General features: G+C 58.3%; 20 protein-coding genes, 1 tRNA gene and 5 pseudogenes. 15 read left to right on the top strand and 11 right to left on the bottom strand.

The window, feature by feature from the left end; translation table 11 throughout:
• Positions 1-10 precede the first annotated feature (10 nt).
• The 4 genes from NB311A_RS18665 to NB311A_RS18650 all read right to left on the bottom strand — a co-directional run bounded on the left by NB311A_RS18665 (position 11) and on the right by NB311A_RS18650 (position 3,257).
• The gene (locus NB311A_RS18665; RefSeq protein WP_009800193.1) at positions 11-199 is read right to left on the bottom strand and encodes a hypothetical protein; all 189 of its coding nucleotides are present in this window, start codon (positions 197-199) and stop codon (positions 11-13) included.
• 104 nt (positions 200-303) lie between these two features.
• Entirely contained in the window at positions 304-612 is a 309-nt protein-coding gene (gene cyoD / locus NB311A_RS18660) for a cytochrome o ubiquinol oxidase subunit IV (RefSeq protein WP_009800192.1), read from the bottom strand.
• A 57-nt stretch (positions 613-669) separates the two neighbouring features.
• Positions 670-1,287, bottom strand: coding sequence for a cytochrome c oxidase subunit 3 (locus tag NB311A_RS18655; protein WP_009800191.1), 618 nt, complete (start codon positions 1,285-1,287; stop codon positions 670-672).
• Positions 1,284-3,257, bottom strand: a complete 1,974-nt coding sequence (locus NB311A_RS18650; RefSeq protein ID WP_009800190.1) for a cbb3-type cytochrome c oxidase subunit I — start codon at positions 3,255-3,257, stop codon at positions 1,284-1,286. The genes NB311A_RS18655 and NB311A_RS18650 overlap by 4 nt, the downstream gene beginning before the upstream one ends.
• A 361-nt stretch (positions 3,258-3,618) precedes the next feature.
• Between NB311A_RS18650 and NB311A_RS20910 the strand changes: the two genes are divergently transcribed.
• A protein-coding gene (locus tag NB311A_RS20910; RefSeq protein WP_116394719.1) for an IS5 family transposase occupies positions 3,619-4,388 on the top strand; the annotation gives its coding sequence in 2 pieces (ribosomal slippage) (positions 3,619-3,930 and positions 3,933-4,388; 768 coding nt in all).
• A 75-nt stretch (positions 4,389-4,463) separates the two neighbouring features.
• Positions 4,464-5,555: an IS5-like element ISNisp7 family transposase gene (locus NB311A_RS18635; protein ID WP_009797950.1), complete on the top strand. Its 1,092-nt coding sequence runs from the start codon at positions 4,464-4,466 to the stop codon at positions 5,553-5,555.
• Between the two features lie 211 nt (positions 5,556-5,766).
• Here the strand turns inward: NB311A_RS18635 and NB311A_RS18630 are convergent, their stop codons facing one another.
• Positions 5,767-6,513, bottom strand: a complete 747-nt coding sequence (locus tag NB311A_RS18630) for a hypothetical protein (protein WP_009800189.1) — start codon at positions 6,511-6,513, stop codon at positions 5,767-5,769.
• Positions 6,514-7,185: 672 nt separating this feature from the next.
• Between NB311A_RS18630 and NB311A_RS18625 the strand changes: the two genes are divergently transcribed.
• The 9 genes from NB311A_RS18625 to NB311A_RS18590 all read left to right on the top strand — a co-directional run bounded on the left by NB311A_RS18625 (position 7,186) and on the right by NB311A_RS18590 (position 18,691).
• On the top strand, positions 7,186-8,166 hold the full coding sequence (locus tag NB311A_RS18625) for a cytochrome c (RefSeq protein ID WP_009800187.1): 981 nt from the start codon (positions 7,186-7,188) through the stop codon (positions 8,164-8,166).
• On the top strand, positions 8,166-11,810 hold the full coding sequence (locus NB311A_RS18620; RefSeq protein ID WP_009800186.1) for a nitrate reductase subunit alpha: 3,645 nt from the start codon (positions 8,166-8,168) through the stop codon (positions 11,808-11,810). The genes NB311A_RS18625 and NB311A_RS18620 overlap by 1 nt, the downstream gene beginning before the upstream one ends.
• Positions 11,804-12,499: a peptidylprolyl isomerase gene (locus NB311A_RS19820; RefSeq protein WP_009800184.1), complete on the top strand. Its 696-nt coding sequence runs from the start codon at positions 11,804-11,806 to the stop codon at positions 12,497-12,499. The genes NB311A_RS18620 and NB311A_RS19820 overlap by 7 nt, the downstream gene beginning before the upstream one ends.
• A 63-nt stretch (positions 12,500-12,562) precedes the next feature.
• Positions 12,563-13,450: a 4Fe-4S dicluster domain-containing protein gene (locus NB311A_RS22985; protein WP_009800183.1), complete on the top strand. Its 888-nt coding sequence runs from the start codon at positions 12,563-12,565 to the stop codon at positions 13,448-13,450.
• A gap of 75 nt (positions 13,451-13,525) precedes the next feature.
• The gene (locus tag NB311A_RS22805; RefSeq protein ID WP_009800182.1) at positions 13,526-14,104 is read left to right on the top strand and encodes a nitrate reductase, beta subunit; all 579 of its coding nucleotides are present in this window, start codon (positions 13,526-13,528) and stop codon (positions 14,102-14,104) included.
• A 162-nt stretch (positions 14,105-14,266) separates the two neighbouring features.
• Positions 14,267-15,295, top strand: coding sequence for a nitrate reductase molybdenum cofactor assembly chaperone (gene narJ / locus NB311A_RS18605; protein ID WP_040676030.1), 1,029 nt, complete (start codon positions 14,267-14,269; stop codon positions 15,293-15,295).
• Positions 15,296-15,329: 34 nt separating this feature from the next.
• Entirely contained in the window at positions 15,330-16,007 is a 678-nt protein-coding gene (gene narI, locus NB311A_RS18600; protein WP_009800180.1) for a respiratory nitrate reductase subunit gamma, read from the top strand.
• 244 nt (positions 16,008-16,251) lie between these two features.
• Positions 16,252-17,508 (top strand): nitrate/nitrite transporter, encoded by a 1,257-nt coding sequence (locus tag NB311A_RS18595; RefSeq protein ID WP_009800179.1) that lies wholly within the window; start codon positions 16,252-16,254, stop codon positions 17,506-17,508.
• Positions 17,509-17,659: 151 nt separating this feature from the next.
• Entirely contained in the window at positions 17,660-18,691 is a 1,032-nt protein-coding gene (locus tag NB311A_RS18590) for a tellurite resistance/C4-dicarboxylate transporter family protein (protein WP_050752144.1), read from the top strand.
• On the opposite strand, the pseudogene NB311A_RS21155 reads toward NB311A_RS18590, so the two are convergent.
• Positions 18,688-18,983: pseudogene (locus NB311A_RS21155) on the bottom strand (integrase core domain-containing protein); the annotation flags it as partial. The gene NB311A_RS18590 and the pseudogene NB311A_RS21155 sit on opposite strands and share 4 nt — an antisense overlap.
• 148 nt (positions 18,984-19,131) lie before the next feature.
• Here NB311A_RS21155 and NB311A_RS18580 point away from each other — a divergent pair.
• Positions 19,132-20,419, top strand: a pseudogene (locus NB311A_RS18580) (IS110 family transposase).
• A 226-nt stretch (positions 20,420-20,645) separates the two neighbouring features.
• Here NB311A_RS18580 and NB311A_RS18575 read toward each other — a convergent pair.
• Positions 20,646-21,298: pseudogene (locus NB311A_RS18575) on the bottom strand (helix-turn-helix domain-containing protein); the annotation flags it as partial.
• 177 nt (positions 21,299-21,475) lie between these two features.
• Between NB311A_RS18575 and NB311A_RS20900 the strand changes: the two are divergent.
• From NB311A_RS20900 to NB311A_RS22800, 3 genes and pseudogenes are all read left to right on the top strand, one after another.
• Positions 21,476-22,049 (top strand): annotated as a pseudogene (locus NB311A_RS20900) (helix-turn-helix domain-containing protein); the annotation flags it as partial.
• Positions 22,050-22,435: 386 nt separating this feature from the next.
• Positions 22,436-22,512: transfer RNA gene (locus NB311A_RS18565), tRNA-Met, on the top strand.
• 211 nt (positions 22,513-22,723) lie between these two features.
• Positions 22,724-22,906, top strand: coding sequence for a hypothetical protein (locus NB311A_RS22800; protein ID WP_040676024.1), 183 nt, complete (start codon positions 22,724-22,726; stop codon positions 22,904-22,906).
• Positions 22,907-23,053: 147 nt separating this feature from the next.
• Here the strand turns inward: NB311A_RS22800 and NB311A_RS22795 are convergent.
• From NB311A_RS22795 to NB311A_RS22310, 4 genes and pseudogenes are all read right to left on the bottom strand, one after another.
• Positions 23,054-24,130 (bottom strand): annotated as a pseudogene (locus tag NB311A_RS22795) (recombinase family protein); the annotation flags it as partial.
• Between the two features lie 459 nt (positions 24,131-24,589).
• Entirely contained in the window at positions 24,590-25,105 is a 516-nt protein-coding gene (locus tag NB311A_RS18550; protein ID WP_009800170.1) for a GNAT family N-acetyltransferase, read from the bottom strand.
• Positions 25,093-25,359 (bottom strand): DUF6290 family protein, encoded by a 267-nt coding sequence (locus NB311A_RS18545; RefSeq protein ID WP_009800169.1) that lies wholly within the window; start codon positions 25,357-25,359, stop codon positions 25,093-25,095. The genes NB311A_RS18550 and NB311A_RS18545 overlap by 13 nt, the downstream gene beginning before the upstream one ends.
• On the bottom strand, positions 25,338-25,518 hold a 181-nt coding region (locus NB311A_RS22310), incomplete at its 5' end, for a hypothetical protein (protein WP_207382394.1). The genes NB311A_RS22310 and NB311A_RS18545, both read right to left, overlap by 22 nt.

The raw sequence follows: 25,518 nt of genomic DNA, 5'->3' as shown, positions 1-25,518 counted from the left end.
GATTCGCCACTCATGCAGCGTGTTTTCGAGCGAAGTGGACACCGGTTCGCGGTAGAAAACGCTTCAAAACACAAAGCTGAGGCCCCGGCTTTGAGTCCATCAAATCTGAAATCGCCTTACCGTCGTCGTCCAGCGGCATCAGCGTTTTGCCGCCCGCCGACAGTTCATCAGGAATGATTGCATCGTGGACAATGGCCATTCATGCCTGCGGTCCGTGCCCGCATTCGCGATCACAACGATCGAGAGGAATCGCAATCAAAGGCAAGGGACCCGCGCTCCTATCGCCATCAGTTTTGCCGGTCTTTAAGATATCGTGGTGGCGTCACCGACTACGCGGTACGGTAAGCGATCAAACATGATCCAGAGCGTGCCGCCGACGAGGATGAAGAGCACGGTGGCGGCGAAGCACAGCGCGATGAATTTGTCTTGCGACCGTGACTTCAGATCAAGACGCAGGAAGTACCGCAAGTGGACAACGACCTGGGCAACCGCAGCGACGCCGATGACGATCAAGGTTTGTCCCGGAGGTAGTGTGCGGGTGGCGACGAAGCCGAATGGAATCGCGGTCAGCACCGACGCCAGAAGCACGCCGACGAGGTACGATTTCAGCATGATATCCCCGTGGTGCAGACGTTCGATCTTTCAGGCGATTGCGGCGCCGCCGCCATGTTACAGAAGCCTCGGCAGGTAAACGAATGAGAAAATGTTGATCCAGACAATAATGAGGAAATGCCAGAACAAGCCCAGGCGATAAAGGCGCGAGGCGGCGATGGGGGTCGGCCCGCGCAATGCGATCTCGCATCCCAGCAAAACAATCCAAACCAGGCCGAAGCTGACATGAGCCCCGTGGGTGCCGACCAGAGCGAAAAAAGCAGAAAGAAAGCCGTTTCGCCACGGGGCGGCATCGGCGACGGCCATGCCGTGGAACTCCGTGATCTCCGTGGCGACGAAGCCGAGACCGAACATGATGGTCATCCCCAGCCAGACGATCACGCGCCCGCGTTGCCTGGCTGCTATCGCAACGCTGGCGAGGCCGAAGGTGGCACTGCTCGCCAGCAACAGCACGGTTGCTGCGAAGATGCGGGGGAGCTGGAATAACGTGCGTCCGGCAGATGCGTCGGCGGTGTTCTGCGCCATGACAACAAAGATTGCGAACAGCAGCGCGAAGATGATCGCGTCACTTATCAGGCAGAGCCAAAAGCCGTAGATCTTTTCCTCGATGGCGCGTTGGACTGCGTCGGCATCAGCTTCATCGCCCGGATCGGCGGTGATGACGGCATCTGTCACGTCGGCGCCTCACGTCCGAGCACGGGCGCGAGGACGCGCCGGCTTTCGATCGCCTCAACTTCGCTTGCGGGGATACGGTGGCCAGCATGATCATGGAATGTCTGCGAGACCACTGCCGCAAACATGCCTAGCCCGCCAGCGGCGGCCAGCCACCAGATTTGCCAGATCATGGCAAAGGCGAATACGAACGACATCGCGCCAAGCATGATTGCCGCACCGCTCTTGCCGGGCATGAGGATGTCATGAAAACGTGTGGGCCGATGGTCCGCCGTTCCTGCCTGCTTCAAGGCCCACCACGGATCCACGCTCTGCACCCGGGGCACGGCGGCGAAGTTGTAGACGGCCGGCGGCGAGGCAGTCGCCCATTCGAGCGTCCGGCCGTTCCATGGATCGTTGCTTGAGGCTGCAAGCGCTTTGCGGTCGCGAATGCTGACGGCGATCTGGACGGCCAGGAAGGCGACCCCGCATACGATGAAGAGGACGCCGGCCTGGGCGATGATAAGATACGGCTGCCAGTCGGCGACATTGCTGCGATTGAGGCGCTGCGGCATGCCCATGAAGCCGAGGATGTACAGCGGCATGAAGGCCAGGCAAAAGCCGACGATCCAGCACCAGAAGGCCCGTCTGCCCCACTTTTCCTCGAGGCGAAAGCCGAACGCCTTTGGGAACCAATACTGATAGCCGGCGAAATAGCCGAACAGCGCGCCGGGGATCAGCAGGTTGTGGAAATGTGCCGCCCGAAAAGTGGTGTCGTGTATGCTCGGCGGTATTACCGCGAACAAAAAGCCGGTGATGCCGCCGACGAGGAATGTGACGATAAAGCCGAGCGTAAACAGCATCGGCACCGAGAACTGCACCTGACCACGATAAATCGTGAGCGACCAGCAGACGATTGTCACCATGGTCGGCACGGCAATGAGCGGAGCTGCGCGGCCGAAGAAGGCGTTCACGTCGGCGCCGGAACCGATCGTATAGAAATGGTGCAACCAGACGACTAACGACAGCGCGGTAATGGCGATCATGGAATAGACGAGCGACGCGTAGCCGAACAATCGTCTTCGGGAGAACGTTGCCACGACTTCCGAATAGATGCCGCAAGCCGGTAAAATCAGAATGTAAACGTGCGGGTGCCCCCAGATCCAGAACAGGCTGATGTAGTTCATGACTCCGTCGCTGCCGGCAAAAAATTGCGTGCCAAGATGTCGGTCGAGACCAAGCAGCGCAGCGGCAACGATCAAGGAGGGATAGGCAAATATTATCAATATGCTGGCGCATAGCGCCGTCCAGGTGAACAGCGGCATCATCATCAATCGCATCCCTGGCGCGCGCCGTTTGACGATCGTGACGAAACAACTGATTCCTGCGAGTATCGAGCCGACGCTGCTGAGCAGGACTGCCCAGATCCAGTAATCGACGCCGACGTCCGGACTGAACTGCATTCCCGATTGGGGCGGGTAGGCGGTCCAATAGGCGGCAGAGAACCTGCCGACGACGAGCGAAATCATCACCAATGCGGCGCCTGATACTGTCAGCCACAGGCCCGCCGAGTTCATGAACGGAAACGCGACCTGGCGCGCACCGATCTGCTGCGGGATGACCATGCTGAACAGGCCGAGCACAAACGGCATCGCCACGAAGAACATCATGATCGTGGCATGGGACGTGAAGATCTGATCGAAATGGTCCGGCGGCAAATAGCCGTGCGGTTCGAATGCAAAGGCCTGCTGGGTGCGTATCATCAGGGCATCAACGACGCCGCGCACCAACATGATCAGCGCCAGAATCACGTACATGATGCCGATCTTCTTGTGGTCGAGGCTGGTCAGCCATTCGGACCACAGAGAGCGCCATTGACCGAGCCAGGTGATGAGGGCGATCACGCCCGCTGCGCCGCACGCGACGGTCAGCGCTCCTGCCATGGCGATGCCGCTATAAAAGGGCAGGGCGTCAATCGTCAGCTTACCGAGCATATCAATGGGTCTTCGGACAGGGAGAACTGGCACGATCCGTGACAAAATCAGACGGCGCGTACTCCAATTTTTCGAGAGTACCGAGTAGGGCCACGAGGTCAATTGAAATCGGGGGGAGGGAATGACTGACGGATGCGGCTGATGAGCAAGTTATTGAAAATACTAACGAATTATCATGATCGTCGTTGGCCATACCAGGCCCCAATGAGGGGTCGGGCGCCGATGGTGGCCGCGATAAAGAACGATCCCCTCACGAGCGCATCAAAGCTCGTCCGGTCTCGTCAAGCTAGGTCACGAACCCATAAATGGGATTCCGTTTGGACGGGAGGCGTGATTCAATCTCCGGAGGGAGGAGGATTGAATGGCTCGTTTTGATCTGACGGATTTCGAGTGGTCTGTGATTCAGCCGCTTTTGCCGAACAAATCGCGCGGCGTTGCACGGGTGGATGACCGGCGGGTGCTGAACGGGATCTTCTGGCGGCTGCGTACCGGTGCGCCGTGGGCGGATATTCCGGCGCGCTACGGCCCGCATACGACCTGCGTGAACCGCTTCAACCGGTGGCGCAAGGCAGGCGTTTGGGATCGTATTCTGTCGGCGGTTTCAAAGGCTTATGATGGCGACATCCAGATGATCGACTCCTCGTCGATCCGCGTGCATCAGCATGCGGCCAACGGTCAAAAAAACAGACCAGATCCCGTTGCATGGGTCGCTCGCGCGGCGGGCTGACAACCAAGATCCACGCGCTGGTGGATGCCTGCGGCCTGCCGATCTGCCTCAAGATCACCGAAGGCCAGGCCCATGACGGGCGCAGTGCGCAGGACATGATCGACACCGTCGAGCGCGGCGACGTGCTGCTGGCCGATCGAGCCTATGATTCCAACGCCCTGCGCCAGACCCTGGCCGCGCGCGGCGCGACGGCCAATGTGAAGCCGATGCCAAATCGCGTCGTCGCCCTGCGCTTCAACAGGCAGCTCTATCGCAAGCGCAACCTGGTCGAACGGTTCTTCAACAAAATCAAGCATTATCGAGCCGTCGCCACCCGCTACGACAAACGTGACGACAACTTCCTCGCTGCCATCAAGCTCGCCTCAATCCGCATCTGGTTGCGATTTAATGAGTCGATGACCTAGCAGGCTGTTGAAAAAGCCAGTCGCGGCCGAGCTGTGAGCATGATTTATTGCTCCGAAGCGATTTGGAGATGATGAGTGCGCGGTGGTGACAATCTGACTGGCGAGCTGTTCAGCTACGTTGATCTGGAGGCGCGGGTTCGACGCGACCACCCGCTTCGCGCCATCCGGGTCACGGTGAACGAAGGGCTTGTCGCTTTGGAGCGGGAGTTCGCGGCGCTGTACTCGCCACTCGGGCGGCCGTCGATCCCACCCGAGAAGTTGCTCAGGGCGATGCTCTTGCAGGCGTTCTACTCGATCCGCTCGGAGCGGTTGCTTATGGAGCGGCTGGAATACGACCTTCTGTTCCGCTGGTTCGTGGGCATCGGCGTCGACGATCCAGCCTGGGACCATTCGGTGTTCTCGAAGAATCGCGAGCGGCTGCTTGAGGGCGACATCGCGGCCAAATTCCTGAGTGCGGTGCTGGCCCAGCCCAAGGTGAAGAAGCTGCTGTCGACAGATCACTTCTCGGTCGACGGCACGCTGATCGAGGCCTGGGCTTCGATGAAGAGCGTCAAACCGAAGGACGGCTCTGGCGAGCCGCCGGCCGGCGGCGTCGGGCGCAATGCCGAAGCCGACTTCCACGGCCAGAAGCGGACTAACGACACGCATGCCTCGACCACCGATCCGGACGCAAGGCTCTACAAGAAGGGCAAGGGCAAGGAGGCGAAGCTATGCTTCATGGGTCATGGGCTGATGGAGAACCGCCACGGCCTGTTGGTCGACGCCTGCCTGACGCTGGCCGACGGACATGCCGAGCGGGTGGCGGCGTTGCACATGATCGAACCTCGCGCCGACCGGCCCCTGGCCATCACACTTGGCGCTGATAAGGCCTATGACACGGAGGACTTCGTCAATGAGTTGCGCGCGATGAAGGTGACGCCGCACGTGGCGCAGAACACGAGAGGCCGAAGCTCGGCGATCGACGGACGCACGACGCGGCACAGCGGCTATGCCGTCAGCCAGCGTATCCGCAAGCGCATTGAGGAAGCCTTCGGCTGGATCAAGACGGTCGCCCGCCAGGACAAGACCCGCTTCCGCGGCCGCGACCGCGTCGAATGGGCCTTCACCTTCGCAGCCGCCGCTTACAATCTGGTGCGACTGCCGAAGCTCATGGCGGTGCCAGCATGACCCCCCGTCCCACGGCCACGCCAAACTGCTCGACAGCTCAATCCAAATCTCATCACAACGGCGATTAAGCCATCCCGAAAGCCAGACGGGACACTTCTTCAACAGCCTGCTAGAGCCTTTCCGCGTCTGATTGAATCAGAAGCGGGGCTCTCAGATTCTGATTTGACGCGCCTTCTTCACGCGAACCGGTGTCTCTTCGCTCGAAAGCGCTCTAATCATCTTGCGCGCCTTCCAGGTCTTTCACCTTGAGGCCGTGCTCGATGAAAAAACGGTACTGCCGCGAGTTCTCCTCGTAGAACGGCTTATCTTCCACCGGCCCATACAGTTCGAACGCGTAGTTATAAAATTCGCCTGACGGAGACTCATCCTTGATCGAAGCCATCTCCAAAATGACTCCGAAAGACGGCGCGCGAAGGACTTTCAATTGATCGATCAGCTTGGTTGCCGCCTTGGCCGACGCCCGCTGTAAAGTCACCACCGCAGGCGGCCAGTTTTGCTGATCCGGAAATGAACATACGACCGAATATAAACGCGTGGCGGCAGGGGGAGAATTGGGATCGTTCGGATTATAGCTGCCCCGTTTATTGAGACCCGATGCCGTCACCGTGCGGCCAGTCTTCCAAGTGACTTCGTCGCCGCTTTTGAGCTTGACCGTAAATTCGGCATCGGCGGGAATCCAATGCTTGCCATCGTCAGCCCGAGCAAGAATTCCGCCGCCGGCCTCCCGCGGACGCCACAAGATGAAGCACCAGTTGATAAAAACCGGGCAGATGCGAACGGACGATCCGATGCTGCGACCCAGCAGGCTGTGCCAGAACTCACCTTCTTTTGCGTTCTCCGCTTGGGCAAGTTCTGGCGATGAAGCCTGAAGCAGCTTTAGTCGCGGCACTTCCACGTTACCGAGACTGCCAAGACCCGGATAGTCCTGCAGGAACGCGGGCAAGCGTGACTTAGCCATGTTAGTCTCCTAGGCGGTGGGAGGGGAAATTCCGACCATGATCGAGCATTCCGTGCCGGGCTTCAATGTAATTCGGATTGAACTTTGATGAATGGCTGGCCATCGCAGTGAAATCGGGCTTCGGCTGCTTTGGTAAGGGTCTCGTTTCGTCGCGAGGGTCAGGTTCCCTGAAGCTGGCTCATGTTTCGGCCGCGATCCCCGCGGCGCCGCGACGAACGAACCGGCACTGCAAGCGGTTGTGCGATGGAGTCAACGACCCTCGTAGGGGGCTATCGACGTCCGCTTGGCCTGCTCGCCGAACGATTGGGGCTCTCGATTCGGGAGCGGGTTCGCGTCGCGTTGTTCCGGAGCCTAATTATAAACTTGTTCATTGTAGAGGACTTGCTAGCTGAACAAGAAGCGTAATCTGAGGACGCGCCGGACTAACCTGTGCCATTGAATCGGAAGCAAGCGACAGTTGGGCCATTGTGCTCCAACACTACTTTCGCAGGACGAAAAAAATGCTCTTTTGGAGGATCAACGCCCTTGCGCTTTCTAACGATTCTAGTCTAGCATAAACCTACCGTCGCCGATCATGTGGGTCTGAGAACGACGGGTCACGAGCGGGAAACGTCTGTTGTCTAACATAAACTTAATGCCCGCCCGATCATATGGATCTGAGGACGAGGGATCATGAGCAAAAAGCCCCTAGCGTCGTGGCGATTTATGCCCGTTGTTGCGCTAGCTACGACAGCCATATGGGCAGCGTTGCCGACAGTGGCTAACGCAGCCGATGCAGCGGCCGGTAAGAAATTATTCGATGATAAGACATGTAGTGCATGTCACAGTATAGGCGGGGGGGACCTTGTTGGTCCCGACCTGAAGAACGTCACGAAAGAGCGCCCTCGCGAATGGCTGCATGCGTGGATTACCGCGCCGGACGCAATGATCGCCAAGAAAGATCCGGTTGCGGTCGAGCTCCTCGGTAAATTTAACGGCATGGAGATGCCCAATTTGGGGCTGACCTCCGCCGAGGTAGACAATATTATTGCCTTCCTGGAGGCGGGTGGAGCCGGAGGCTCCTCGGCTGCTGCGGCGCCGGCCCTCAAGGGCGATGCCGAGAGGGGCAAGGATCTATTCACTGGAAATGATCGCTTCGCTAATGGTGGCCCACCTTGTATGGCCTGCCACAGTACTGGCGGCCTCGGAGCGTTCGGCGGTGGTGCGCTTGCTCCCGATTTGACCACTGTGTCAAAGCGACTTGGTGGAGCTAACGGACTGTCCTCCTGGTTGGCCGGTTTGCCTACCCCGACCATGAAGGCGGTTTGGACGAAGCAGCCGCCGACTCCGCAGGAGCGGGCAGACGTTGCCGCCTTCCTTGCCCAGGAAGGGTTGGCCGTACGGTCTGCGTCGGCAATCTGGCAGTTAGCGGGTCTGACCGGCTTGGGTGCCGTGGTCCTGTTGCTGATCGCGGGTTTCAGGTGGCGTAATCGACTGAAGTTTGGTGTACGGCGGCCGATGATGGCCACGCCTACGACTGGACGAAGCACCGGTCCTTACAACGGCGGTTGGTTTACGGGTACGTATTCCGATGGTTGGATCGGAAGGTTTAAGGGAACTGACGGTAATAGTAATAGGCCTCGCGGCCGGGCGAACGCACCGAGGAGACACTGATGAGCTGGATACTTGATCTCGTTAATCCCCGGGAGCGCAAGTGGGAAGAGTTCTACCGCAACCGCTGGTCCCACGATAACGTCTTCCGCAGCACGCACGGCGTGAACTGCACCGGTGGTTGCTCCTGGGCGATCTACGTCAAGGACGGCATCATTACCTGGGAGATGCAGCAGACGGACTATCCGCTTCTTGAGCGCAGTCTGCCGCCCTACGAACCCCGCGGATGCCAGCGTGGCATCTCGGCCTCCTGGTATGTCTATAGTCCGATCCGGGTGAAGTACCCATATATTCGCGGTCCCCTTTACGATCTTTGGCGTGAGGCCAAGGCGTCGCATCCGGATCCGGTGCAGGCCTGGGCCTCGCTGGTCGGAGATGAACAGAAGCGTCTGCGCATGCAGAAGGCGCGCGGCAAGGGTGGTTTCCGCCGCGCCAAGTGGGAAGAGCTGGTCGAGCTGATTGCCGCGGCTGCGCTGTACACGGCCCGTAAATGGGGTCCGGACCGGGTGATGGGCTTTTCGCCGATCCCGGCGATGTCGATGCTGTCGTATGCTGCGGGTTCGCGCTTCCTGCAGCTCTTCGGCGGCGTCAATATGAGCTTCTACGACTGGTACGCCGATCTGCCGACCTCGTTCCCGGAAATCTGGGGCGACCAGACCGACGTGTGCGAAAGCGCCGACTGGTACAACTCCAAGTTCATTGTTTCGATGGCTGCGAACATGAACATGACGCGGACCCCCGACGTGCATTTTATTGCCGAGGCTCGGACCGAGGGCACCAAGTTCGTGGTTCTGTCGCCCGACTTCAGCCAGATCGCGAAGTACTGCGACGAGTGGATTCCGATCCAGGCGGGCCAGGACACGGCGCTGTGGATGGCGGCCAACCACGTCATTCTCAAGGAGTACTATATCGACCGCCAGGTTCCGTACTTCATCGACTATGTGAAGCGCTATACCGACCTTCCGTTCCTTGTCGAGCTGGAGCCCAACGGCAACACCTACAAGACGGGCCGGCTGCTGCGAGCCAAGCGTGTGGCGCGCTATCAGGACGTCGAGAACGGCGACTGGAAGATGCTGGTGCTCGATTCCAAAACCGGCGAGCCGCGCGCGTTCAAGGGTCAGGTCGGCGATCGCTGGGGCTCCACGCACGGCAAGTGGAATCTGTCCGCGGAAGATACGCTGGACAACAGCCCGATCGATCCGGTGCTGAGCTTCATCGATCAGTCCGACGGCGTGGTGCAGGTCGGGTTTGACGACTTCGTCAACGGCAGCGTCGTTTCGCGCGGCGTTCCGGTGAAGCGCATCGCGACCGACAAGGGCGAGGTGCTGGTCACGACCGGCTTCGACATCATGATGTCCCAGTTCGGTCACAGCCGCGGCCTGGAAGGCTCGTTTGCGACCAGCTATGACGACGAGAACGCGCCCTACACGCCGGCCTGGCAGGAGCGTCACACCGGCATCGGCCGCGAGACCGCGATCAGGTTCGCGCGTGAGTTCGCGACCAACGCGGAGCTCACCAACGGCAAGTCGATGGTGATCGTGGGCGCCAGCGCCAACCACTGGTACTACAACAACCTGTGCTACCGGTCGGCGACGGTCGCCTTGATCCTGTGCGGCTGCTGCGGCGTCAACGGCGGCGGCATCAACCACTACGTCGGGCAGGAAAAGCTTGCGCCGGTGGCTCCGTGGAACACGATTGCGATGGCTCTGGACTGGACCAAGCCGCCGCGCGTGGTGCAGTCGTCGACCTGGCACTATGCCCATAGCTGTCAGTGGCGCTACGAGCAGGAGTTCACCGAGTATGGTCTGACGGCGCCGAACCCGCGCTGGGCCAAGGGTCACGCGATCGACCTGCAGGCGAAGGCGGTGCGCTCGGGCTGGATGCCGTTTACCCCGCACTTCAACCGCAACCCGATCGAGCTCGCGGCTGAAGCCGAGCGTGCCGGTGCGAAGAGCACGGACGATATCGTAACTCACGTCGTCGATCAGGTCGCCAGCAAGAAGGTGAACTTTGCGATCGATGATCCCGATGCAGAGGAGAGTTGGCCGCGGATGTGGTTCATCTGGCGCGGCAACGCGATCCAGTCGAGCGCCAAGGGTCACGAGTTCTTCCTGCGCCACTATCTTGGGGCTCACGACAACTCGATCGCCGAAGATCGTGCCAAGGGTAAGACGCAAAGGGTGAAGTATCGCGATACGGCGCCGCGCGGAAAGTACGACCTGGTGGTCGATCTGAACTTCCGCATGAACACGACGTCGCTTTACTCCGACATCGTGCTGCCGACGGCGTTCTGGTACGAGAAGAACGACCTCAACACGACGGATCTGCACTCGTTCCTGCACGTGCTGGGACAGGCGGTTCCGCCGGTGTGGGAGTCCAAGACCGACTGGGAGATCTTCAAGCTGATTGCGAAGAAGGTCAGCGAACTGTCTCCGCTGGCGTTCTCGAAGCCTGTTCGGGACGTGGTTGTTCAGCCTCTTATGCACGATACTCCCGATGAGTTGGCGCAGCCGGAGATTCTCGACTGGGCCGAGGGTGAGTGCAAGCCTGTGCCGGGCAAGTCCTTCCCGCACGTCCGAGTGGTCGAGCGAGATTATGCGAACCTGTACAACAAGTTCATCTCGTTTGGTCCGAAGGCGAGGGAGGATGGTGTTTCTGCGGTCGGCGTGCAGATTCCGATCAAGAAGCAGTACGACCAGATGCTCGATAATCCCATCATGCCGATGCCTGATCCAAGGCACATGCGGTGTGTGGAATGGGGCGGCAAGCGTTACCCGAGTCTCGAGGACGTGCTGGATGCGTGCAACACGTTGCTGATGTGCGCGCCGGAGGCGAACGGTGAGGTGTGCTATCAGGGCTTCCATAACGAGGAGCATCATGTTGGCTTGCCGCTTGTCGATATCGCGGAACCCACGAGGGGCGTCTCTTCGACGTTCTATGATCTGACGCGGCAGCCGCGGCGGATTTTGACCAGCCCTTGCTGGACGGGTATGACCAACGATGGTCGTGCGTATTCAGCCTGGTGCATGAACGTCGAGCGGTTGGTGCCGTGGCGTACGTTGACAGGCCGTCAAACGCTTTACATTGACAGCCAGTGGTATCTGGACTTCGGCGAGCACATCCCGACCTACAAGCCGCGGCTCAATCCGCGCAAGACCGGTGATATCGTGAAGAGCCGGGTTGATGATCGTTCATTGGTTCTGAACTACATCACGCCGCACGGTAAGTGGAACATTCATTCCACCTACAAGGATAATCACCGTATGCTGATGCTGTCTCGCGGCATGGATCCGGTATGGATCAACGACCGGGATGCGGAGAAGGTCGGTATCGAGGACAACGACTGGGTCGAGGTTTACAACGACAACGGCGTGGTTGTGACCCGAGCCAATGTGAGCCGCCGAATTCAGCCCGGCACCTGCATGTATTACCACGCGGTCGAGCGCACGGTGTACATTCCGAAGTCGCAGGAGCGGAAGTGGCGCGGCGGTGGACACAACAGTCTGACGCGTACTCGCATCAACCCGTTGTTCCTGGCCGGTGGATATGCTCAGTTCACCTACGGCTTTAACTACTGGGGCCCGACTGGTATCTTCACGCGCGACACCCATGTCGTCGTGCGCAAGATGGAGAAGCTGGAATGGTAGGCGATGTCGCGACGCATGATCATGATCACGACCATCATGATCACGATCATGAATCGGCTCCGGCGCACTTCGGTGCGCCAGAGCGGGTTAGCGTCGGGAAATACGTGACCATTAACTACACCCTGCGGACTAACGGTCAGATTCGTCACATTCGGTCAGCTGTGTGGGGCGATGAGCCGCTGGAATATCAGCACGGGAGTGGACGTTTGCTGCCTGCCCTTGAGCGAGCGCTCGAGGGTAGGGCTGCGGGCGATCGATTTGAAGTGACGTTGCCGCCTGAGGAAGCCTACGGAGAACGGGATAAAGCGTTGCAGCAACGAGTGCCGGCTGAAACGTTTGGCGGTGTTGATCAAATAGAGCCGGGAATGTGTTTTCTTGCGCACAGCGATGACGAGCGTCGGGTTGAAAACGTGATCGTTACCGAGGTCGATGAGGATAACGGGTATGTGGTAGTAGATACAAATCACCCGCTTGCCGGAATGACGTTGGAGTTTGAGGGGAGCATCGTGGCAGTACGCGACACTCCAACTCCAGCGGGACATCAGCATATCGACCCGACAATAGCGAGCATGGGTGACGGACTTGCGCTGGCTGCTGCGCAAGCGACGGTCGACTCGCGTCGTAAGCGAAGTGATGAATTGTCAGAACCGTCTGCGCCCGGCGCTGTCGATGAGAACGGCAACACATAAGTGCGCAACGATAATCGAAAATGAAGTCATAAGAACGAGCCATAGGAACGAAGGAGTATACACATGGACATCCGAGCTCAAGTTTCGATGGTCTTTCACCTGGACAAGTGCATCGGTTGCCACACCTGCAGCATCGCGTGCAAGAACATCTGGACCGATCGCAAGGGCACCGAGTACATGTACTGGAACAACGTGGAGACCAAGCCGGGTACGGGTTACCCGACACGTTGGGAAGACCAGACCAAGTATCGTGGCGGCTGGGTGGTTGACGGTCAGCGGCAGAAGAGCCTGCGGCTGCGGCTGCAGGGCAAGTGGGGCACGCTGACGAACATTTTCTACAACCCCTATCTGCCGACGCTCGACGATTATTTCGAGCCCTGGACCTACGACTACCAGAACCTGATCAATGCGCCGCTGGCCGACGAGCAGCCGACTGCGCGGGCGATCTCGATGGTGACCGGCAAGTACATGGACACGATCGAGGCGGGTCCGAACTGGGACGACGACCTCGGCGGTTCGCAGGTTTACGCCAACAACGACCCGAACTTCGACGGCGCTTCCGACGAGGAGATGCGCCAGATCAACGAGATCAACAGCACGGTGTTTTTCTATCTGCCGCGCATCTGCAACCATTGCCTCAATCCGGGATGCGTTGCGGCGTGTCCGCAGGGCGCGCTCTACAAGCGCGGTGAGGACGGCGTTGTGCTGGTGAGCCAGGAACGCTGCCGCGCCTGGCGCATGTGCGTTTCCGGCTGCCCCTACAAGAAGACCTACTTCAACTGGTCGACCGGCAAGGCCGAGAAGTGCATCCTGTGCTATCCGCGTCTGGAGAGCGGCCAGCCGCCGGCGTGCTTCCACTCCTGCGTCGGACGCATCCGGTATATCGGCCTCGTGCTTTACGATGCGGATGCGATCGAGGAGACCGCGAAGTCGCCGCAGACCAGCTGGTGATGGCTCAGCGCAACATCATCAAGGATCCGTTTGATCCGGAGATCATCGCCGCCGCGAGGGCGAACGGGATTCCAGATGCGAAGATCGAGGCTGCGCAGAAGTCTCCCGGTTTTCCAGTTCGTGAAGAAATGGGGCATCGCGCTGCCGTTGCATCCGGAGTTCCGCACGCTGCCGATGCTGTTCTATGTGCCGCCGCTGGGGCCGGTTCTGGCCAAGGTGGAGAACGGGGTCTATGACAACATAGCCAATGAATCGCGGCTGGGACCGTTGATGAGTTCGCTCGAGCGGTCGCGTATTCCGCTTCGCTATATGGCGAGCCTGTTGGCGGGCGGTAATGAGGAGATCATCCGCGACGTCTACAAGAAGCTGGTTGCGGTGCGCGTCTACATGCGTTCGAGGAAGGTCAAGGACATTCCGGACGAGGAGGTGCAGCGGGCGCTGTCCGAAGGCAAGACCACCGCGGCGGAAGTCGAGGCGATCTGGCGGCTGACATCGATGCCGACCTTCGAGGAGCGCTTCGTGGTTCCGCCGATGGAGCGTGAGACGGCGGTTGACGCCCTGTTCCCGCAGCTCGACCCGGTCTCGCACAACTATCCGATCCGCAAGGGTGCGGTCGGCGTCGGCTTCCACACCGATCCGGCAAGAGGGCCATAGGCTTCTCTTTACCGTATGGCAAAAGGCGCGAGACGGTTTCGATGTTATGTAATTCGGATCCGTCTCGCGCTTGGTTTAGGGGTGGTCCGAAATAGGACGACCGCCTTGGCTGCACTAGAAGCACTAGAGAATGTTTAGTATTCCAAGCCCGACGCAGAGATCATGAGTCGTTTTTCACATCGTGCAGAGGTCTTGTATTCGAACCGAGCCAAGGTGTTGAGCCTGTTTGCTGACATTCTTGATTATCCTAGTTCGGGTTTGGCACATAAGGCTGCTGAATGTGTGGCCTTGATAAAGTCTGTACAGCCACAAGCTGCGGCTTTGTTGGCGAGCTTCCGGGATTTTGCTGAGGAGACGGAGGTTGGGAAGCTGCAAGAGGTTTATAGCGGCTTTTTTGATCTGAACTCGATATGTCACCCTTATGTTGGTTATCAGCTGTTCGGTGAGAACTACAAGCGTAGCGTTTTTTTGGTGGAGCTTAAGAAGAGCTACCGCGCAAGTGGGTTTGAGCCTGACGCTACGGAAATGCCGGATCGCCTGTCAATCGTATTGCGCTTTGCTGCGCAAAACGAAGGTGATGACATCGATGCCCTTTTGAACAAAGGGTTATTACCGGCGCTAGAGCGTATGACTACGAAGCCGGAAACCGAAAGCCATCAGCACGGGCCAGCCGACATCGATGGCGACACCGGAATTGAACGTGCGAAGCTAGATGACCGAGACTTGCGAAAGCAGCTGAAGGCACAACAGCGCGAGGCGCGGAAGTTGCTCGAGGGACAAAGTCAAGAGGATGATCGTAAGCAACTTAAGGGCCAAGGTCAGAGTGACGTTTTGGAAGGCGGTTTCCTACTGGCTATGAGTGAAGACTATGATGCCGAAGAGGCGGAGAAGCGTGCGCACCCATATCATCAGGTGCTCGATTCACTAAGGCTTTTACTTAATGAGGGTATGACGAAGAAGCGTGCCGATCGGTCAGTTGAGCAGGAGCGTGTGCTGAGTTGGACGCGGGAGCGTTTTAATCTTGACGAGGACGAAACGATCATGGTGTCAGAGCTACCTTGTTCTGATCCCGGTTGTCCTCCAGTGGAAACGCATGTCGTGTTCTGGACGCAGGCCGGTCGGCAGCATTTCAAGGTGTATAAGCCACTTGCGGAGGTCGCAGCAGACGACCTGCTGGATTGGCGAGCGTGAGAGGAATATCCCATGTGTGACGGAGGCAAATTCTATGTATGACGTATTCCTGTTCGCGGTTCTGCCATACTTGGCGGTCGTGGTGGCGGTTCTCGGTGGTGTTCATCGTTACCGCACAAATCGTTTTTCGTATTCGACGTTGTCGTCTCAGCTTTTGGAGAATCGCCGCTTGTTCTGGGGCTCGGTGCCTTGGCACTATGGCATTGTAGTCGTGCTAACAGCGCATCTAGTCGGGTTTCTTGTTCCCGGTATGTGGTCAAGCCTGACGTCTACCCCGACCGCACTGTACACGGTCGAACTGATCGGCTTTGCGTTCGGCTTCGCTGCGCTGATAGGCCTGTGTGTATTGATAGTGCGCCGGTTCACAACGGAACGAATTCTTGCTGTGACGAGCCCTATGGACGGCATATTGCTGGTCGCTTTGCTAGTCCAGGTGGCGCTTGGTTTTTGGGTTTCGCTGGCTTATCGCTGGGGAGCTGACTGGTACATCGATACAGCGGTACCGTGGTTGATCTCGCTGGTATCTTTGAACCCGCAAACACATTATGTTTCGGCGCTGCCGCTTCCTGTTAAAGCGCATATGCTTACCGGGTTTCTAGTGATTGCGCTGTTTCCGTTTTCGCGGCTGGTTCACCTTATTATGTTCCCCTTCTGGTATTTGTGGCGGCCGTATCAGCTTCAGATCAGAAACACTGTGAGATCCGCTCACTAGTCGCTTGGCGGAATAGTTAGGTTCTGATAAAAAAGAGGCAGTTCTCGCCGGCGAGTTTTACTCGCCGGCGAGAAATATGAGGTGATGTCGTCGGATCGAGAAGATCCAGCGAGCGAGTCTGTTGGTATTGCCAACGCGGCAAGCCAGCAAGTTAAGTCATCGTCCGGGCGATAATCTTAAGTTCTTAGTAGCAACGCAACGCAACGCTAATCAGCTAGATACATTTTCTTGGTAGGAGCTGCCGGTGGAAGATTCAGTTGGCAAGGTAGAGGCGACGGGCGAGCCGCAAGGCAATGCGAAAGTGTTGTGGATATCGACTTTAGCGTTTTCGCTCGGTTTCGCTATTTGGGGGATGTTCTCCGCACTTGCGCCTTTTTTGATTGAATGGTACCATTTTACAAGCACTCAGGTGCTGGTCTTAGCGGCTATGGAACCGCTTTTTGCCGCCGCTATCAGTATTCCGCTTGGTATCTGGACTGACAAGTTCGGTGGGCGAACCGTTTTTACGATTTTGTTGGTTTGTCTTTCGGTGGTTCTTATTTTAGGAACCTTCGCGGAGGGTTATTACTCATTCTTGTTCCTTGGGTCCATGCTGGGACTTGGCGGCGCGACGTTCGTGGTAGGTAACGCTCACGTGTCGTCGTGGTATCCCAAGTCGAGACAGGGAATGGCGCTGGGCCTTTTTGCCTTGGGTAATATCGGGATTACCTTCGGTATGATGGCTGTTACCTTCGTCATCACGAGCGTGGCAGACCCGAGCGATCCTGACGGCTGGCGTATCATATTCCCTATCTTTGCCATTCCTACGCTGTTAATGGCGGCGGTTTACATGTTTTTCACCTCCGATCCGCCGAACAGGAAGCTTAAGAACACGTCGACGAAAGAGATTCTTGCCGTCTATCGCTCGGGCATAGTGGTATGGCTTGTGCCTGGTCTCTATTGGGTGGCTTTCGGTACACTGGTTTTTTTCGCGTCGACCATGCCGACTTATCTAGTTGACCACTGGCACGTGGACGCCACCTCAGCGGTTGCATTTTATACGCCTCTCCTGGTGGTTTGCGTGGCAGTTACCCGGCCTCTCGGGGGTTGGCTGGCTGATCGTTATGATGTTCTTTCAATTCTGAGTTGGATGTTTGGTGCCATGTCCGTCCTGGCCGTACTGATGGCCTTGCAGATGTCGCTGAGTCTGGAGTTGGTCGCTATTTACGGATTGGCGTTGCTGTCGGGCGCGTCGGCGGCGGCAGTTATCAAGCTTATTCCGATTTATTTTGAACACGTCGGTGCAGTCAGTGGACTCGCCAAAGCTGCGGGTGCCGCTTGTGGTTTCACCATGACCGCTGTTCTGGCGGCTAGTAACTTCTTGGTAGGCGGGTATACGCTCGGCTTTGTGGTTTGGGCGCTGATGAACATGGCAGCTTTTTACGTTTCGTTCTCGAGAGTTGGCTTCAGGGACGTGAAACCGATCGGCGCCGCGATCGCCGAAGCCGTTCCAGCTCATTGAAGCCTCTCAGGCGATCTTCACGGTTCGCCTGATGTAACCATCGCCACCACCGCCCCCGGAAGGGGGCGGTGAGTTTACACGGTGCCGAGCTGAAGGTCAGTAAAGTCTAGTGCAGCCGTTCGACCCATCAAGACGTCGCTTTCGGCTTCGCATGCGCGGTGCTCGCCGTCTTTCACCGGCCTATTTCGCGTTGGTGATGGCTACTGGGATCGTCTCCATTGCTTCGGAGCGGGCCGGATTTCATCCGATCGCCGTTGCTCTTCTTTGGTTGAACACGGTACAATTTATAGTACTTTGGACTCTTACGTCCTGGCGACTCATACGCTACCGCCGAGCACTAATTGTCGATCTGACAGACCATCGATCGGCGCCTGGATTCCTTTCCGCAGTGGCTGCCACAGGTGTTATGGCGAACCAGTTCATACTCGCTGGCGCACTAGACATTGCCCTGGGACTTTGGATTTTTGGTATTCTTCTTTGGATTATTCTAACCTACACAATTTTCGCTAACCTGACGATTATGGAAGCTAAGCCGACCATTGATCAGGGAATCACTGGAGCTTGGTTGCTTGCGGTCGTTTCGACTCAATCGATCTCCCTCCTCAGCGCCCTGCTCGCGCGCCATATCCATCAACCCCTTCGGCTGGACGTCAATTTTTTGGCGCTTTCGATGTTGCTGTGGGGCGGCATGATGTACATTTCAATCATCTCGCTCATTTTCTATCGGTATATGTTTTTCAAGTTTTCGCCGGCCGATTTCGTGCCCTCGTACTGGATTAACATGGGAGCGATGGCCATCTCGACCCTTGCCGGTTCCCTGCTGATTGAGAATGCGGCGGATGCTTGGTTCCTTGAAGAGTTGCTTCCGTTCCTTAAGGGGTTCACGATTTTCTTCTGGGCCGCCGGAACGTGGTGGATACCGCTTCTTATCGTCTTAGTCGTCTGGCGGCATTTTTATCGGCGATTTCCTCTCAGGTATGACCCCGCGTATTGGAGTGCGGTTTTTCCATTAGGAATGTACACGGTGTGTACTTACGAGATGGCTGGTGCTATGCGACTGGAGTTCCTACGGCCGATCGCAGATGTGTGCGTCTATATTGCTCTGCTGGCTTGGACAGCGGCTTTCATCGGTCTGGTTAGGAAGCTCGTGAGCAATCTGATTCCCGCACTCAGCGCTCGCTAGCTGTGGAGCCTCGGGAGGTTGTCCTCGGTTAGCCCGAATCTGCTGATCGGCGTTTGAGATTGTATAGCGCCGTGAGGGCGATGCCAGTTGTATCGGTGCAGCCAGAGGGAAGCTCCTCGGCGCGCCGGTCGGAGGTCGGATAAGCTTGGGCGTAAGCCCATTCCCTAAGCGCCGTCTGGATGAAACGCTCGGCCTTGCCATTGGTTTTGGGCGTATAGGGCTTGGTGCGGATGTGTTTGATGTCCAGGTCCCGGCACGCATCGCGGAAGGCAAAGGCTTTGTAGCAACTACCGTAGCACCTACGGAAGGAATGCGGAGAGGCCACCAAGGAGCGGTGCGCGCAGCCTTTCATTGCAAGCGCGCGCCGGTCGAGGTGGCCATGGCCAGTCAAGGTTTCTCTAGAATGTGAATGTTCACAACCCATTCCGGAGAGACCGACCATGACCAGTACAAATGCTATACTCGCCGATGCGGTGTTGGTAGCCATTGATATTGCCAAGGCTTGCAACGAAGTCCTGATCGAGGCCCCTAGCCATAAACGTCGGCGCCGGCTGTCGGTCCTCAACAGCCGTGCGGAGCATGATCGGCTGATCGAAATGCTGCAGGCGTATGGCCGACCTGTGGTCTGCGCTTTTGAGGCGACTGGGAACTATCACCGGCCGATAGCATGGCGGCTGGCTGAAGCGGGTTTTGAGGTGCAGCTGGTGTCGTCGCTGGCGCTCGCCCGGACCCGGGAGGCCTTGCACAACAGCTGGGACAAGAACGATCCTAAGGATGCGCAGGTGATCCTGCACATGCTGAGGATCCGGGCGACGCAGGTCTACCATGATCCGCTGCGCGTCGGCATCAACGACGTGCAGGAACTGTCGAAGACGCATGAAGCGATCGCCAGGGCCAAGACCGAGATCCAGCACCGCATCCTGACGCATTACCTGCCGCTGTATTTTCCCGAGATCGAACGCTTCCGGGGCAACAGCCGCAGCGATTGGTTCTTCGCCTTCCTCGATGCCTTTCCGACGCCGGCAAACATCACGGCGCTGACAAAGGAGGAGTTCGTCAAAGCAGCCTGGGATGTCGTCGGCCGCAAGGTCAGCAAGACGCAGATTCTCATGGATATTTACCAGACGGCGCGTACATCGATTGGACTGCCGTTGCCGCTCGACGCTCCTGCCATCCGCATGTTCCGGATGGTCATTGCCGAAGCACGCAGCCTGATCCGGCAACGCAATGCGATCGAAGCCCAGGCCGACGAACTGCTTCGGCACAGCCAGGATTATCAGCTCCTGCGGCAAATCCCCGGCATCGGGCCGATCAATGCACTGACGGTCATTGCCGAAGCCGGAGATCTTCGCCGCTTCCACCACCATCGCCAGTTTCTCAAGTTCTGCGGACTGGATCTGTCGACCCAGCGGTCCGGCCAATATCGCGGCCAGACCCGGCTTTCGAAGTTTGGCAATGCCAGGCTGCGCCGCACCCTATGGATTGCCGGGCAGGTTGCCATCCGCCAGCGTGAGAACGGCTTCCGGCACAAGTTCGAACGCTACATCGCTAGAGATCGCGACAATCCCGATCTGCGCCGCAAGGCGATGACCGCTATTACCGCCAAGATGGCGCGCGTCGTGCACGCCGTTGTCAAAAGCGGTTCCGATTACCGGCCCTTCGTCGAGGGGCGGGTGCCAGGTGGAAGAACCTCTGTCAGCTAGGGCCGTGAGGGCATCTGTTCGATGACCCTGTAGATAATGTTCGGGTCTTCCGCCTGGATCAGAAGCTCGTGTTGAGGACGGTGAGGGCCGCCTTCGTGCGGACCCTGTGTTTGCTATGGACGAGACCTTTTCCTTTGCCGGCGGAAGCCGCCTGGTTCGACCTTGCGACTTGACCAGCGTCACGCAGCGAGAGCATGCTGGCGAACGGAGAGACTTTGATCGGCTGCTCCACTTCCTTCCGCTCTTAGGACGTTGTCGGTCATGACGCGGGTGACGGTGACGCCGAGGCCTTCATAATAGGCTATGGCCGCCTTGAGGAAGGGAACGGCGCTGTCGGCCTTCTCGTCGGGCTTGATCTCGGAGAAGGCGATGCGGGAATGATCGTCGATGCAGACATGGACGAACTCCCAGCCGACGCCACGGCTATTGCTCTGCCCGGTCCGATCGTTGGTCATGCGGTGGCCGATCCTGTCGAAACGACCGAGTTTTTTTGATGTCGATGTGGATCATCTCGCCAGGCGCGGCGCGCTCATAGCGGCGCACCGGTTCGGCCGGCTCCAGGTCGCGTATCCGGTTCAGTCCCAGTCGCCGCAAGATGCGACTGACGGTCGCCGGGGAGACCCCGGTTTCAGCAGCGATCTGCTTGCCGGTGTGGCGCTGACGGCGCAACGCCTCGATGACCCCGCACGTGGCAAGTGCTGTTTGGCTTGGCAGCGAACGGGGTCTCGAGGAGCGGTCGCGCAACCCATCGACACCTTCCACGCGGAACCGCTTGACCCACTTGGCGACCGTCTTGGGTGTTATATTGAATCGACAGGCCGCCTCGGCCTGCCTCAGTCCGCCTTCCGTAACACTGCGCACCAAGACCTCTCGGCGTCAGCGGCGCATTCTTGTGACTGTTCATCTGGTCCCTCCGCAGAACACTGAAGCTTCGCAACCTCAGCTTCTTCGGTTCAGACCAGATGGACAAACCTCCTGAAAGACTACAGCTAGAGCAGTTCCCGTTTAGGCGGAATCGGATTTTGATTTCAAATCGGACGTATTTGATCCAAGCTCCTTGCCGAATTGGAGGTCAGCAAGAATGGGGCGACCTCTTTCTAACGATCTTCGACAACGGGTTGTGGCAGCGGTTTCGAAGGGTGAGAGCTGCCGCTCGGTTGCATCACGGTTCGGGGTTGCGATTTCCTCGGTCGTCAAGTGGTCGCAGCGTTATCGGACGACCGGCTGGTCAAGCCGGACAGGATGGGGCCGGCGGTGCTGGAAGCGCATCGTGGCTTCATCGTTGCCCGGATCCGCACGTGACGCCACACCAGCTCAAGGACGAACTGGCCGCGCGCGGGATCAAGGTCGGGCATAATACGATCTGGCTGTTCCTGCGGTGCGATGGATTACGGTTCAAAAAAACACTGTTCGCGCTTGAGCAGGGCCGCTCCGACGTCGCGCGCCGACGCCGACTCTGGCGATCGTGGCAAGCCGGCCTCGATCCCCGCCGTTGGTCTTCATCGATGAGACCTGGATCAAGACCAACATGGCGCCGCTGCGCGGATGGGCTCCAGCGTTGACCGTGCTCCAACCCGGCGACATCGTCGTCGTGGACAATCTTGGCAGCCACAAATCCGCGGAGCAACGCCGCAGGGGCCAGACTCTGGTATCTGCGATCTGCCTTGTGCTTCTTCTGGGGCAATCCAAACTCCTCTCTAACGGCTGATAGCCTAATTCAGGGAGGACCGCTTTTCAGGGGGGCGGACCAAAGGGGTATAACCTCGTTGTTCAAAAGCCGCTTAACGTGCGTGAACCGAATCGATTCGCCTTGTCCCGAGAAAGCGGACCGGATTGGGAATGGACTGGCTTCCGGACTCATAATAGTCAGGAAATATGAAATGCAGCCCTTTCCAAAGCGAATGTGCATTGGTAAAGATATTTCGCACTGGGGCGTTCGTCCGAGTTGTCTTCTCAGTCATTTTTCGCACGAAAATTGATCGGCGCTAATGTGTCGACGAAGTGCTGCCCGGCACGATTTTGGAGACAAGCAGAAGTTTAACGCGGGGTGGAGCAGCCCGGTAGCTCGTCAGGCTCATAACCTGAAGGTCACAGGTTCAAATCCTGTCCCCGCAACCACCGATCCCTGCGATAGCAGGTCATCCAAAACCCCGGCTTCCGAAAGGACGTCGGGGTTTTTCTTGCCTGCCACAAAGCGGAGGATTGCCGCCAAGTCGCCGCGCAGGACGATCGCGAGCGTTCCGCCTTCCGGAACGAGATCCACCTGGTTGACCAGAGATCGGAAGGTCTCGGCAGCCTGGGGCTCCGTTTCCCCACTCTGGAGTTCCCGGTGAAGGGCAGCGATCTTCTTGCGATAGATTTCCGCCATGTTTGGGTGCAGCAGGGGCGGCGGCTCTTGGGCGCTGGCCAGCAGTTCGGTCAATTTGGCCTTACGCGCTTCGAGCGTGCCAATCTTGTCCTTCAACCTGGCTCCGGGTACGCCATCAAGAATGGCCTGGATGGCTTTATCTAGCTCGCGTTCGGTCCGCTCCGATTCTCGCCGCCATGCTTCGAAATCGGTGCTTCGCTCGATCCGACGACGGTTCACCTCCCGCGTAAATTCCTGACAAAATTCCTTGAACAGGCCGGGCTCCATTAGGTGGGTGTTCAACCCGGTCAGGATCGACTTCTCAAGTGCATCGCGACGGATATTCAGCCGGTTCTCGCAGATGCCCTTGTTGCGGGCGCCGAAGCACCCGAGCAGGTCCTTCGAAATCATGGTGTAGCCGCTGCCACAGCATCCACATTTGACGAGGCCGGTGAATAGGTGCTTCGGCCGCCGGCGCTCGTTCAGCGTGTTTTCGCCCGGCTCCGTCGGCGGCTCATAAGCGAGGCTCTTCTGGCGCGCCTTCGCCGCGTCCCACACTTCCTGGTCCACAATACGCAGTTCTGGCACGTCCTGAATGACCCACTCGCTCTCCGGGTTGAGGCGCGAGACGCGCTTACCTGTGTCCGGGTCCTTCAGATAGCGGAGCCGGTTCCAGACCAGCTTGCCAACATAAAGTTCGTTGTTGAGGATGCCGACGCCGCGCTTTGGGTTGCCGTGGATCGTCGTTGGGCCCCATTCGCTGCCCTGCGGCCCCGGCACACCCTCCTTGTTCAGTGTCATGGCGATCGTGCGCGACGACTGACCGGCCAGATAGTCCACGAAAATGCGACGAACAATGGCCGCCTCGGCTTCGTTGATCGTGCGGTCGCCGCGGATCGCTTCGCCATTGGCGTCAAATTGCTTGACGACATCATAGCCGTAACACAACCCGCCGCCCGACTTGCCTTCCGCGACGCGCCCGCGAAGGCCGCGTCGCGTCTTGTCGGCCAGGTCCTTCAAGTAGAGCGCACCCATCGTCCCCTTGAGACCGATGTGCAACTCATTCACTTCGCCTTCCGACAGCGTCACAATGCTGATGCCGACAAAGCGCATGCGCTTGTAAAAGCCGGCGATGTCTTCCTGATCGCGCGACAACCGATCGAGCGATTCCGTCAGGATGAGATCAAATCGGCGCTTGAGGCCGTCTGCGATCAATTCCTGAACGCCGGGACGCAGAAGCGACGCGCCGGAAATGGCGCGGTCGGTATAGCTGCCAACAACCTTCCAACCTTCGCGGTCAGCGCGAGCACGGCACAGCCGAAGCTGATCCTCGATCGAGGCGTCGCGCTGATTGTCCGACGAATAACGGGCGTAAAGCGCGACCCTCATGAGATGACCTCCCTATTTACGGAGGCGATCGCGGGAAGCGCGCTCCCATTCCGTGTCAACGAACTCCCGTGCGGCTTGTCGCGCAAGCAGGCGGACCAGCGCGACGAGGCGCGGGTCGGGCTTTGCGGGGTCGTAAGTCTCCGCTCGCTCGGACGGCACGAGAACCAACCGCACGCTTTCGGCTGTCGTCCTTCTCGGTCTTGCCACCACCATCGCCTCGTCGCCGAGCAGCCCATTCCACTCACGGCGGACAGTGACCCCAAGGTTGGCAATTTAGAATGCGAATTTCCGGTCACGTCAGCGGTCTCCCGCGTAGAGCGCTCGCCAACTACGCTTTGCTTCGCAGATGATCGTAACTTCTGCGGCGACAAGAGCGAGCGTTGTCGTAAAAATACTTGATTTTGGCGGTTGGCCATGCGGCAGATGTCCAGATCCATATAAACCGAGAATGCTTCTATTTTACTCTGCGTCGAAGCCGTTGCGTACCAGATCCTTGATATGGACAATCATGCTGCGACGCGGATCGTAAGGTAGCTCCTCGAAACCGAAGCCCTGATAAAAGCTGCGTACCTCGTCATCGAGTGGATGCGTCAGCACGCCGTAGCAGCCGATTTCCCGCGCCACGCCCGCCGCGGTTTTCAGCGCGTAGAACATCAGCGACCGTCCAATCCCCATGCCCTGAAATCGCGTGTCGACGGCAAGTTGGCCGAGCAGGAAGATCGGAATATTCTCCAGTCTGTTCCGTTGCGACGCCTTTGGCAAATACTCGCGCTCGATATGTCCCATGCTGAGTGTGACGTACCCGGCGATCATTCCGGTTTCGACGTCGCATATGACTGTGCTTCGCGACACGTCGGTCTGCTGGTTGCGCCAGGCGTGTCGATGAAACCATTGGTTCATCGACTCGCGACCGCAATCGAAACTATTGCAATCGTCAACTTCCTCAAGCTGGCGCGGTGGCGTCAGTCTTGCCATACCGGGCGGCTCTTCGAGAGCTTCTTCAGCGCAGGAATATCCTTGGCTGGGCTGTTCACCCACGCCTCGAATTTCTTCCACTTCGCGGCCGGGATAATCACGCGATCCTGCTGAAGAAGCTCGATCTCGGCCGCTTCCACCGCCTTACGGCGAATGAAATCACTCAAATTGGTGCGGGATTGATCCGCTGCGGCCTCAAGCAGTTCACGTTCCTTTTGGGATACCCGCACGCTCACGGGCGCGAGATTGGACATGATGGCTTCCCTTTCTGCTCGTATGACAATAGCATACGATCGCGCCGAGAGCGAGCAATTTTTTTGACGATCGTCAGTGTCCGACAGCAGCCATTGAAATAGAGGCTACGAACAGCCTCGCTCGCTTTGTCTTGATCGGCCGCGGCTGACGCCTTGCCG

The sequence above is a fragment of the Nitrobacter sp. Nb-311A genome, from assembly GCF_000152905.1.
In the GTDB taxonomy this organism is placed as follows: Bacteria; Pseudomonadota; Alphaproteobacteria; order Rhizobiales; family Xanthobacteraceae; genus Nitrobacter.
Note: the sequence above shows the minus strand (reverse complement) of the source record. Positions and strands in the feature narration are given on the sequence as shown.